The sequence below is a fragment of the Terasakiella sp. SH-1 genome (assembly GCF_004564135.1).
Taxonomy (GTDB): Bacteria; Pseudomonadota; Alphaproteobacteria; order Rhodospirillales; family Terasakiellaceae; genus Terasakiella.
The window spans coordinates 2,061,319-2,073,910 of sequence record NZ_CP038255.1; the positions used below are offsets into that span (position 1 = coordinate 2,061,319).

Genomic DNA, 12,592 nt, shown 5'->3' on the forward strand with positions numbered 1-12,592 from the left:
AATAATGCTTTGGCGAGTTGTTCTATAAGAGGCAAACAAACCATGTACTGCCTTGTTTGTGAGTGACGGGCCAAACTTGTCTCGTTGATTATAAAACATTGAAGCCGTCGTGATGGATAAATCTCTTTTTGCAATTACACCTCTTGAAACCCGTTTTATGTTCGACGGTGCAATGGCCGCAGATTTGGTTGAAACCACAACTCAGCTCAACGTATCTGAAATCCAAACAAAAGATGAAAATATAGATACGGGCACCAAGAGCGACAAAACTGTCGTGTTTGTCGATGAAACGGTTGAAAATTACCAATCCTTAATTGATGCTATTGATCCAACTGCAAGTGTCTATCTGATTACCAAGAACAATGACGGTTTTGAACAAATGGCCAAAACTTTGGACGGCCAAAGCGATATCGCTTCGATCCATATTTTAGGCCACGGTGATGAAGGAACCATTTTACTCGGCACCTCAACACTTGATCAAAACACCTTGGAACAATATGAGAATTCTCTACAGGCCATTGGACAAAGCCTTATTGAAGATGGTGATATCCTGTTTTACGGCTGTCATGTCGGGGCAGGTGAAAATACACAAACCTTTGTGGATCAAATTGCCACTCTAACAAATGCTGATATTGCGGTTTCAGATGATATCACCGGGCGTGATGGGGATTGGGAGCTGGAAGTCACAAGCGGACTGGTGGAAGCAGAAAGCCTGAATATAGATGGTTATGATGGTAATCTGGCGAACACGACAAAAACGCTGAATTTTACGACACAGCTCAATTCATCCCAACGTGTCATGGACACCGTTCAAAGTCAGGTACAATCAACCACAGGGCAAAATATTACCTTCAGCAACCTGTCTGTGCCAACGGGTTATGAACTGGTCGCCTATAATCAAAACACGTCAAGCTGGGATGCGATTAGCGAAGGTCAGGTCTTTAGCGCGGCAGGTCATTATGACGGTGACAGCGGTGTAGGACTGACCGTTAAATACGGCTTGCGCGGGACATTCAACAGTATCGGTACAGTCACGGCCACATGGGATACCACCAGTGGGTCAGATACAGGCGATTACACCATCAATGTGGAGATGATCAGCAATACCAACATCTCTGTCTCCGGTATTACGAATGCCTCCACAGGCGGACTGACAGCAGCCGACCAACTGACGAGCAATTTAAATACCCTGACGAACCCCATGACCTCTGTCGCGACTGGTGCAACGAACCGCCCGGTTTTACAAGGTTATGCGGTGGCCCCTGGTAACAGTGTCACGGTCTTTATTGATGGTGTGGATGTGGGGACAACCACGGCAGATGTGAATAGTGTCTGGACATTCACCCCCACGTTTGATCTTGCCCACGGTTCTCACACTGTTTATGTGCGCGACAATACCCAATCCGGCACACCGCGTTCTGCTGATATGGAATTGCTGATTGATATTCCACCCGTTATCGCCACCTCCGCCTTGACCTATGTGGAAGGCCAAGGGGCAAAAAACATTCTCAGCGATATTACGCTTTCACAAGGTTCCGACTATGGCGGGGGAAGCATTAAACTAACCCTTGCAACCAGCAATGAAAGCCTGTCTTACGCAAGTGTCTCTAATGCCACAGACAATGGTGTTGTTTCAGTATCAGGCACTGATATCTTGCTGGGAACAGGAAGTGGAACAAATGTCATCGGCCAAGTCGTCACGCTTGGGCAAACCATCACATGGGCCTTTAATACAGATGCCAGCGTCAGTGATGCGACTGTCAACAATCTGTTTGATCTGGTTCAATATACCAATGTAGACCGACACCCATCCACATCACTCAGCTTGGGCATATCGGCTTATAGTCGCTGGAATGCCGCAGATATTGAAACATTAACGATCACCACCACACGGGTGAATAACGCGTTAGATTTACAGGCTTCGACGGCTGGTGGAAACCAAAAGTCAGATATTACTATTCCAACGGCAGCTTGGCTGTACAGTGATGCGGAAAATGATTCCGCCACCAAGTTCCGTATAAACTCTTTACCCGATAATGGTATTTTAAAGCTGGATGGTGTCGCTGTTACACAATTTCAGGAAATCACCGCAGCTGATATTGCTGCAAACAAACTGACCTTCACCCCAACAGGGTATTGGACGGGAAGCACAAGTTTTTCATGGGATGGGCATGACGGTACGGAATGGAGTACGACGCCAACAACCATGACCATTACGGTAAGTCGCGCTGAACAAACACCCATTTTGACGGTATCGGCGGGTAAAGCCTATACCACGGCTGGGGGTAATGTTGTGGTTGATCCAGGCGTGATGCTCGTGGACCCCAACGCAGGCACAGGTTCTGCCAAAAGTCTCACCGCCGTATATGCCGCCATTAATGATGCGCAAACCGGTGATGCCTTAAGTGTGGATAGTACATTGGCGACAACATTGGGGATCACGGCAAGCTGGGATGCCTCAACCAACATGCTGACCATGACCAGCGCAGGTCTGACAGCGGCGCAATATCAATCCCTGTTGCGTACCGTGACACTTAGCACCACTGGCGGGGCACAGGAACGTAATGTGGTTTTCTCCCTCACAGCTTATAACCCAACCCCGACTTATACCTATACCACGCCCAGCGGTATGAATGGCGGACAGGTTCTTGGTGTTGATGATACGCACAACGTGACATGGGTGGCATGGGATGCCGCAACCCTCGCGCAACAAAGCTATGCCTTTAAACTTAATGAATACACGAGCAATTGGTTTAGTGCTGTACTGGGATCGGCTGACAAGAACTATCAATGGTCCAGCGACGCGGTTTCCACAAGTTCTGTTGCCAGTGCCATTGCAGATTTATTCGGTATCGACAAAACCCAGACATTAAGTAATTTCAGTAGCACCTATGTGGATACGTCTGTGTCATATAGCTGGGGGACCGATCCTGCATTGTCCCCAAGCTTATATGGAACATATCCAACTAAATTTAAATATGTTCTTGAAAACCTGCCGACAAACGGAACCTTGGCACTTGGCTTGGGCGGCTTTACCATAAAACCCTTCAACCTTGGTGTTGATGTGAGCTTTACAGGGCGAAATGGCACCAATATTGTAAGAGAATGGACCTATGGCAGTGGCGATACAGAAGCGGACGCTGCAACAGACTTTAATACGATGTATGCAAATTTGCAGACACTGTTGGGCAAATATAACCTCTCTCTTGGAAGTGAGTTTCCAACCGCCTTTTCCACCACAGCAACGGGATGGGCACGAAACCTTTATGTTGCGGGGCACGACTACACGACACCAACACGTTACAGCTATCTAACGGTCGGTTCTGATGGCGTCATTCACGGGGATGGCAGTTATGCTATAGGTCAAAGCCTCAGTCCAAGTGATGTTGTTGCCAATAGCTATGTTGTCTTAGGCTTTAAAGGCGTCACACCAACAAACGCCCATACCACAACCAATACCCCCGTTCTGCCTACGGCAGATGGGACGCAGGGCTATCGTGGCGTGTTATTCAGTGGGTCCAACAGCGCACCAACCATCACCGCTTTTTCCAAGTCCGGCACAGAAGGGCAAACCTTAAGTTTTGTAACAAGTGATTTCAGTTCAAAATTCACAGACCCGGAAAATGACAGTATGGGGAATGTGACCATTACAGCCTTACCCAATGCATCGCACGGTACGCTGTCTCTCAATGGTACAGCTGTTTCAGCCGGACAGGTTATTTCTGTTCTTGACCTTCCGAACCTGACCTTCACGCCTGCCTCAAACTTCTCTGGTGCAGCAACATTTAACTGGCAGGCTTCTGATGGCACAACCCTATCAAACGTAGGGACCGCCACACTTAATATCGCAGCCGTCAACCACGCCCCTACCCTTGTTGATAACCGTACCAATAATCTGACGTCTATTGATGAAGATATCGGCAGCGGTGCAGGCAATACAGGCACGCTAGTCAGCGATATGATCACCAACGGGGCCATCGCAGATACCGATGTCGGCACCGCGCCAGAAGCCATCGCCTTAACCGCTGTCGATAACACCAATGGCAAATGGCAATATAATACGGGCAGTGGCTGGAGCGATGTAACAGGGACAACGGGTCAGAACGTTGTACTCAGCTCAATGCTGTTACTGGATGAAAATGCCCGGATGCGTTTTGTCCCCAATGCAGATTATAACGGCACAGCATCCCTTAATTTCCGCCCATGGGATAAAACACAGGGCAGCAGCGGCTCAACAACATCCAGCACAAACAGCTCAATTGGAACACGCACAGCAGATAACGGCAGCGCCAGCATCACGGTCAACCCGGTTAACGATGCCCCGACGTTAAGTTCCAATGCCTCTTCACTGGCGGCAAAAATGGAAAACAACACGTCTGCCTCAACACGTTCAGTGAATGATTTCATCAGCGCCTTTATCAGTGATGTCGATACGAACCCCAAAACAGGCATGGCCATTACAGGCGTGACCAATGCTGCAAACGGAAACTGGCGTTATTCAACGAACGGCGGAACAAGCTGGACCTCAATTACAAGTGTGAGCAATGCTCAAGCCTTGGCTTTACGTTCCTCCGATCTTTTAGACTTTATTCCAGATAATGAAAATGGGGGGACAGCAACCCTGACATGGCGAGGGTGGGATCAATCAGATAGCACAACAGCTGGCAGTACTGTGGATTTATCCGCCAATACCTCCTATGGCGACACCAATGCCTATTCCAGTGCCACACATACCACATCCATCAGCATTATTCCCGTCAACACAGCCCCCACGCTTGGTTCAGGGACGGGAGGTCCTGATTTCGCAGGCCGGCGCATTCCAATAACCGGTGTCAGCGTTGGTGATCCGGATGCAGGCAGTGCCGTGATTGAACTCTCTTTAAGCACTCAAAACGGTAAAATTAACCTAGGTGGTACCAATGGGCTAACTGTCACCTCAGGCGCAAATGGCTCAAGAACTGTGACTGTGCGCGGGACAATTTCAGATTTGAATGCTGCTCTTACAGGCTTAACCTTTGACTCAGCCAAAGGCTTTGTTGGAGCCTCTACGATTACAGCACAAGTATCTGATTTGGGGAATACTGGGGTTGGCGGAACCTTAACAGCAAATGGCAGCATTGAAGTCCTGACCCGTGCGTTACCCGCTCCACCTTCACCACCAGCACCTGCTCCCGCACCGCCGACTGCACCCACATTACCGGGCGGTCCCCTTACAACACCACCTTCAAACGACACGCCGACAGCAACGGTACATGCTGTGGTTGCCAATGCACCTCTGTTTATTCAGGGACGCCAAGCAGGTGGCGATGTTCAACAGGTGGATGCAAACCGCAATAGCTTTCAGGTACCTGTTGCTGTTCCGACCTTAAGCGCCGTACGTGATGGCAGCCTGTTTGTAAACAAAGGTATTCCATCCCTTGACCTGTCAAACCGCAATCTCGTCTATAACGTACCGATTGACGCATTTGGTCATTCCAAACAGGCATCAGATGTTCAACTTTCAGCCAAACTGGCCGATGGTACCAGCCTGCCCTCATGGTTATCCTTTGATACCACATCCGGCACATTTGTTGGCGAGGTCCCAGATGGTGTAAATGGGGAACTTGCAATTGTTGTAACGGCGCGTGACCAGTCTGGCAGTCAGGTCAGTACCTTATTCAAGATCAATACCGATGGCGCAAACACAGCTGGCAATTTAGGCGAGCCCTTGCCACAGCAAGCCCCGTTACAGATAGATGTTCCACAAGTTGAACAATCTAACAACCAGACATCTCTTGAAAAGAAACAGGCCAAAAGCGAACAACAGGATAAGCAAAAACCAAATGGACGGGCCAGCTTATCCCAACAGCTCCAAAAAGCCGCACTTTTTAACAAATTCTCCAATCAAGCTGCTTAAGCAGGAAATCACCTAATGTCGAAGAAACCCTTTAGAGCCCTACTTCTCGCCTCTTGTTGTGCATCATTTCTAGGGGCATGTAGCATAACCCCGACACCAATGACCCAAGCCGACTTTTCCAGCCGGGCCAAGCTTGATCTGGCACGTATGTTCTCAAATTCCCCAAAACTGGAAAAGGCCCTGACATTAGACGATGTGGTCACGCGGGTTCTGGAACATAATCTGGATGCACGTGCGCGCATGATGGAAGAAGCTATCGCACTGGGACAAACACAGCTTGATAACTGGTCACTTTTGCCCAAGCTCACAACAAAAGCGGGCTATTCTAACCGTTCGACCTATAATAAGACCAAATCCACCACATCAGAAGATTACTCTTATTCTTCGGAAAAGTCCCACCGCACAGCTGATTTAACACTGACATGGAATATTCTTGATTTTGGGGTCAGTTATTATAACGCCAAACAAAATGCAGACCGAGCCTTGATCGCCGAAGAGCGCCGACACAAAGTGATTAACAACCTGATTAAGGAAGCCCAGTTCAGCTTCTGGCGGATGGCTGTTGCCCAGGAATTAAAAGACCATGTCGCCAATGGCATTCAAGAAGCAGAAGAAACCCTTGAAAACCTGAAAAAGGCAGGGGCTTCCGGCCTTCAAAGTCAGATGGAATCTTTGCGCATGCGCAAAACCTTACTGGAAAGCCTGCGCCAGCTTGAAGCGATCAATCAGGAACTGTCTTCTGCCAAACCGGGGCTGGCCGCTTTAATCAATGTCCCGCCAACAACAGACTTTCGTGTTGAACTGCCAAACGGTGGTAAATTGAAAGCCCCTGTGTTTGAAATGCCCATTGAAACCATGGAAGAAGCAGCCTTTATCAACAACCCGGATATTCGGGAACAGGAATATCAAACCCGGATTTCCATCAATGCGACCCGTAAAGAAATCTTGCGCATTCTACCGGGGCTGAATTTCAGCTATGCACGCAATTACGATGATGATCGCTATATGGACAGCAACCGCTGGTCTGATTTTTCAGCACAGATTACAGGAAATATCTTTGACATTGTCAGCGCACCAGACCGTCTGGAATATAGCGATGCCAACAAAGAATTGGCCGATGCAAAACGCCTGGCTATCCGTATGGCCGTATTGGCTCAGGTTCATGTGGCAAACTCGGAATTTATAAATTCCACCAAACAATTTGAACGTGCTGATGAATTATGGCTCATCGAAAAAGAACTGGCTGACCATTCCAACAACCGGGCACAGAATGACGCGGAAAACCAGATTAACAGAGTTGTGAACCAGACGTCGGCCATTGCCGCAGAACTTCGCCGTTATCAACATTTTGCCCAAATGCAGTCAGCCCTTGCCAGCTTGAAGTCCACAATCGGCATTCATGCGGTCAGCAAAGTTGAAAAAAATGTAGCAACACCAGCACAAACACCCCCACCTATTTCTGAGCATGCAACGGTTATACCTCAACCAGAAACCAAGCCTGTCAAAGCAATGAAAAAAGTCGTTGTCGAGGAAGAAAAACAGGCACAACCGTCCATGCTGATTTCACATAAACTGGACTTTCAGGTTCAGAAAAGCACCCAATATGCAGAAGTCGAACTAGTGAAAACACCAAGATCCGAAGAACTATCTGCGGTGAAAACGACACCAATTAAGGTTTATCACAAATTAAGTGATTTCTACAAAACCCATGATTAAGCTTTCTGTTTTCTTCGCCACCTTCATGGTGTCGATTGCTTCTGTCTATGCAGAAGAAACTGTTGTACGCCTTGTTCCCCATCAGGAAACCGTCCTGTCCGCCGCAATGGAAGGCCGCATTATCACCCTCCCCTTCAAGGAAGGAGAGGCGTTCAAAAAAGGGGACTTATTGCTGGGTTTTGATTGTATTTACGAAAAAAGCCAATTGGAAAAGGCGCAAGCTGTTTCCAAAGCAGCAAACAAAAAACATCAGGTTGTCGCAGGGCTAAAGAAATTTAAAACCACAACCGACCTTGAAATCGAATTGGCCGCTCTGGAAGCTGCAAAAGCAAAAGCCGATGAAAAAATGATGATTGCAACTGTTCGCAAATGTAGCCTTCATGCACCGTTTGACGGAAAAGTTTCCACACTTGATGTTCAACCTCATCAGTTTGCGACACCCGGAACAAAGCTCATGCGCATCATTGATGATACAGCTTTGAACGTTGAATTTTTTGCCTCCTCACATCTCACCCCCTATTTGAATGTGGGACAGGAATTTACCCTGCACATCGTCGAAACAGGTACGCAACACCAAAGTCGCATCATCAGGCTTGGTGCCGATATCGACCCTGTTAGTCACAGTATCAAGGTCGTTGCCACCATTATCGGAGAAAAGCAGGGGCTCATGGCCGGGATGTCGGGACAGATCTCCCTTTTAAAGGCCAAACCATGAATTCTGATGTCTGCCTTCACCTGCTTGAGCGAATACAGCAAGCTCAAAGCGAAAAGGAAGCCGCCTTTATCGCACTCAATGAAACCTACAACCTCAGCCCCTATCGTCAGGCAATACAATGTGCCCCCCATGGCGATGTCGAAGCAGTTTCCGGCAGTGCAACACTTGAAAGCCATGCCCCTTTTATTCAATATCTCAAAAAACTATGCCGCCATCTCATAGAGAAGAAACAGGAAAAAGCTGTTATTGGCCGGGATGACCTCCCCAAAGCCCTATGGCCTGAATGGGGGGAATGGATGGCTGAACGCCTATTATGGGTGCCGATTTATGAAAGAAGGACATTCCTTGGGGCCTGTCTGTTTATTCGTGACCTGGATTGGTCAGAACAGGAAACGGCTTTTTTACAGCTTATCAGCCAAACCCTTTTCCACCGTCTTGCCCTCTTTCAGCAAAAAAAAGGGACATTTCAGTTTTCCTCTCATTTTTTAAAGAAGAAAAAGAAACTCCTCTCTATTGGGGTCCTTATGTTTCTGGTTGGCTTTATTCCCGTTCCTTTAAGCGTATTGTGCCCAGCAGAAGTTGTTCCCTATAAGCCCCAAATGGTCCGTGCTGCACTAGATGGCATCATCAAAACCATCCATGTTCAACCCAACCAGCAAGTCAGCAAAGGAACGCTGCTCTTGGAACTGGATGATGAAGGCTTACAAAATAAAGTGAAAATTGCAAAACAAGCCTTACAAACGGCAGAAACAGAGTTGGAACAGATTATCCAACAATCTTTTTTTGACCCCCGTGTAAAGGCCCAGCAAACATCCATAAAAGGGCGCATTGCCGAACATAAAACTGAAATCCACCACCTTGAAGACGTCCTGAACCGAACCAAGGTTTTTGCGACACAAAATGGCGTTGCTGTTTTAGGGGACCCGTCTTTGTTAATTGGACGTCCCGTCAGTATTGGCGAAAAGGTGATGTCCATTGCCGATGAAAACAAGGTTGAAATTCAGGCTTATATGTCTGTCGGGGAAGCCATAGACCTGAAACCGGGTAATGACGTCTCCCTTTTCTTGAATATAGACCCGACGCAGAACATCGCTGGCAAAGTACGTTATGCTGCCTATAAGGCATATCCACAAGCTGATGGCACCATGGCCTATGGAGTCCGAGCCAGTTTGAATAAAAAACAGGAAATACCACGCTTAGGCTTAAAGGGAACAGCCCGTATCCAAAGCGGGCGTGTTAGCCTTTTTTATTGGATTTTCAGACGCCCCCTTGGTGTGATCCGCCAAACAATCGGTCTTTAATCCATGCTGCCGGCTTTGCGCGAAGACATTTCCCTGCATGAAGGGCCTCTTGAAGACAACGGTGCCCAAAGCTGGATGCTCCATGACCCAGTGACCAACCGGTATTATAAAATCAGCTGGGTCGGTCTTGAGGTTCTTTCCAGATGGGCCTTGGGCAATGCAGATGCAATTACAAAGGCCGTTAATCAGGAAACCCCCTTATCCATTACCGAAGAACATGTAGGTGCCGTGGCACAAATGCTGATGAAAAACAGCCTTGTTCAATGCCATCATGCAAAAGCCAGCAAGCATTTACTCAGCCTTTATGAGAAAAGCCGTTCAAGCTGGACCCAATGGGCATTGCACCATTATCTGTTTTTTCGCATACCTCTCATCAATCCAGACGGTTTTTTGGAAAAAACCTGTGGGATTGGTCATTTCATTTTCTCACGTTTTTTTAATGTCCTCTCCTGTCTTGCCTGCTTGATTGGACTTGTTTTACTTGTACCGCGCTGGGATGAATTTGGGGCAACCTTTATCGACACAATGAGTTGGCAAGGACTTGCAGGATATGGCCTGACCTATTTGGTTGTCAAAGTGGTGCATGAATTCGGCCATGGGTACGCCTTAAAGCTATCGGGTAAACGGGTTCCGGCCATGGGGGTTGCGTTTTTGGTCTTATGGCCTGTTCTTTACACCGATACAAACCAAAGCTGGGAAGTGAAAAGCAAGAAACAAAAACTTAATATTGCCTTTGCCGGGATTCAAACGGAACTTGTAATCGCTGCCTGGGCGACTTTGGTATGGAACCTGCTCCCCGAAGGGGGGCTAAAAAGCAGCGCCTTTTTATTGGCAACCGTGACGTGGGTCTCTTCTTTTGCGTTAAACCTCAGCCCCTTTATGCGTTTTGATGGGTATTTTCTATTAATGGATGGTTTGGGCATTCATAACCTTCATGAACGCTCTTTTGCCTTGGCCCGCTGGAAAATACGCACATGGCTTTTAGCATCACAGGAAGCCCCTCCTGAGAAGTTTTCAAGCACCACACAAAAAGGACTGATCCTTTTTGCTTTTCTCACCTGGCTTTACAGATTGTTCCTGTTTTTGGGGATTGCCTTTATGGTCTACCACTTTTTCATCAAACTGGTGGGGATATTCCTTTTTGCTGTTGAGATTATCTGGTTCATCTTAAAACCCATCTGGAAAGAAATAACCATGTGGCATCATCAACGTGATATTTTATTCACATATCGAGCTAAAATCCGCATGGCTGTGATTATCTCTGGCTTATGCCTTTTTTTAGTCATCCCATGGCAAACCAGCCAAAATATCCCTGCCCTTCTTGAAACCGATAGCTTCACGTCCCACTATGCTCCTGTCTCAGGGCAATTGATCAAACTGAATGTTACTGAGGGGCTGGAAGTCAAACAGGGGGATGTTTTAGCTGTCTTTAACAGCCCGGAAATTGAAACTGAACTGTCAAAGCTTCATGCAAAAATCGAGCATCTGAAACAGGAACGCAACACAGCCCAAATAGACACACGCCAATCAGCAAGACGGGCAACATTAGACCAGCAAATCAATGAACTCTCTCTTAAACTCAATGGATTAGAGAAAAAAAAGGAACGCACCTCCATTTTAAGCACCGAACAGGGGGTAATCACGGATTTAGATACGGACCTTCAGGAAGGACAATGGATAAAGGAAAAGGATTTTCTCTTTAGCCTGCGTGCGAAAGAAAAAGCCAAAGTTTCCGCCTATATTGAGGAACATTTTATCTACCAAATCAAAAAACAAGAAACTGCCATCTTTTATGCCGATGACCCTGCCCACAAGCCACTGCCCTGCCAAATCAAACAGATTGATCATTCTGCGATCATCAGCCTCAACAAGCCCCTTCTTGCCAGCACTTACGGTGGCCCAATTGCAACCCGCATCCATGAAGAACGCCTTATTCCCAATACAGCAACATACCAATTGCACTGCATCCCCCTTAACCAAGACAAACCAATCAGACGAGAAATCACAGGGCGTTTACATGTAAAGACTGAACCTGAAAGCCTGTTCACTCAGGGGTGGACAATAATCATAAACACCTTGATCCGTGAAAGCGGTATGTGAATCAGACCGGCTCTACAACGTTCACGGTTATATAACTTACTTGCCTTTCAACAATGCTGCGTTTTTCTACTTTGCGGCCTAAATAGACAAATTCCATTAATGAATTGAAGTCTGCTGCCACCTCAGTCTTCTCTTTGATCGGCCCAACTTCTAAATAAAGTTCCTTTGCTTCTTCAAATGTCTGATACAGGGAACCATTGCGGCGTATTGTTTCCACTGCATTCTTGGCTCTTCTCACAAGCTCCTCATATACATCACGACTGAGATCGGATTTTCGTTTTCCCAATAAATCCATAGCTGCCTTAATACCTTCTGTCTTAGCAAGGACGAGGCTCAATTTATCTAGAACCGCAAGATTTCCGCGATCCTTTTCATACAGGGCTCTTAAAACTCTAAGTCTTATTTCTGGGGGCAAAATAGAAAAAGTTGCGCCGACTTCTGCATGGTTCCCAAATTTATATGACTTTTCCCTGGTGAAGAAATGAACAAATAACAACGTAAAAATGTCTCGAACATGGTCATGTAAACTGGCGATATCTTGGTCGGAAAATGACCTCAAATCATGTGTATGCGTCGCTATATTCCCCAACACTCTTAGACTTTCAAATGCCTTTGCAAACCGCTTATCAGGGGTATCCACACGAGATATTATGTCTTTTGCCTCTTTATCATATTGAAAGGCCCCCAGCGTTAGATTTTCCCCCTCCCCTTTATTCACCAACTTGCGAAGTAGAAGCTCACCATACTTCCTCAAACTGGCTGCAATCCCACTGTTAGGTCGCCCGACAACATAAATCGCATCATACAAGACATCTTTGATCATCTGTTCATACAGGTCATTGTCAAACTTCGACATTTCCCCCT

The 12,592-nt window shown here is 47.0% G+C and carries 6 protein-coding genes; 5 read left to right on the forward strand and 1 reads right to left on the reverse strand.

Translation table 11 applies throughout. The features are described from left to right. Positions 1–112 precede the first annotated feature (112 nt). Genes E4K71_RS09525 through E4K71_RS09545 form a run of 5 tightly spaced genes read left to right on the forward strand, consistent with a single transcriptional unit; the run spans position 113 to position 11,728 of the window. Positions 113–5,896 carry a DUF4347 domain-containing protein gene (locus E4K71_RS09525; protein ID WP_135078977.1) on the forward strand — a complete coding sequence of 1,928 codons (5,784 nt, stop codon included), beginning with the start codon at positions 113–115 and terminating at the stop codon, positions 5,894–5,896. 15 nt (positions 5,897–5,911) lie between these two features. Further along, complete coding sequence (locus E4K71_RS09530) at positions 5,912–7,612, forward strand: TolC family protein (protein WP_135078979.1); 1,701 nt, start codon at positions 5,912–5,914, stop codon at positions 7,610–7,612. Continuing rightward, positions 7,587–8,327, forward strand: a complete 741-nt coding sequence (locus E4K71_RS09535; protein ID WP_135078981.1) for an efflux RND transporter periplasmic adaptor subunit — start codon at positions 7,587–7,589, stop codon at positions 8,325–8,327. The genes E4K71_RS09530 and E4K71_RS09535 overlap by 26 nt, the downstream gene beginning before the upstream one ends. Then, positions 8,324–9,628: an HlyD family efflux transporter periplasmic adaptor subunit gene (locus tag E4K71_RS09540; protein ID WP_135078983.1), complete on the forward strand. Its 1,305-nt coding sequence runs from the start codon at positions 8,324–8,326 to the stop codon at positions 9,626–9,628. Before E4K71_RS09535 ends, E4K71_RS09540 begins: the two co-directional genes overlap by 4 nt. A 3-nt stretch (positions 9,629–9,631) precedes the next feature. Then, entirely contained in the window at positions 9,632–11,728 is a 2,097-nt protein-coding gene (locus E4K71_RS09545; protein WP_135078985.1) for a biotin/lipoyl-binding protein, read from the forward strand. A gap of 1 nt (position 11,729) precedes the next feature. On the opposite strand, the gene E4K71_RS09550 is transcribed toward E4K71_RS09545, so the two are convergent. Then, complete coding sequence (locus E4K71_RS09550; protein ID WP_135078987.1) at positions 11,730–12,584, reverse strand: hypothetical protein; 855 nt, start codon at positions 12,582–12,584, stop codon at positions 11,730–11,732. Between the last annotated feature and the right edge of the window lie 8 nt (positions 12,585–12,592).

Coding starts and splice junctions, on each gene's coding strand:
- E4K71_RS09540 (WP_135078983.1), top strand. CDS start 8,324: ATGAATTCTGATGTCTGCCTTCACCTGCTTGAGCGAATACAGCAAGCT.
- E4K71_RS09550 (WP_135078987.1), bottom strand. CDS start 12,584: ATGTCGAAGTTTGACAATGACCTGTATGAACAGATGATCAAAGATGTC.
- E4K71_RS09525 (WP_135078977.1), top strand. CDS start 113: ATGGATAAATCTCTTTTTGCAATTACACCTCTTGAAACCCGTTTTATG.
- E4K71_RS09530 (WP_135078979.1), top strand. CDS start 5,912: ATGTCGAAGAAACCCTTTAGAGCCCTACTTCTCGCCTCTTGTTGTGCA.
- E4K71_RS09545 (WP_135078985.1), top strand. CDS start 9,632: ATGCTGCCGGCTTTGCGCGAAGACATTTCCCTGCATGAAGGGCCTCTT.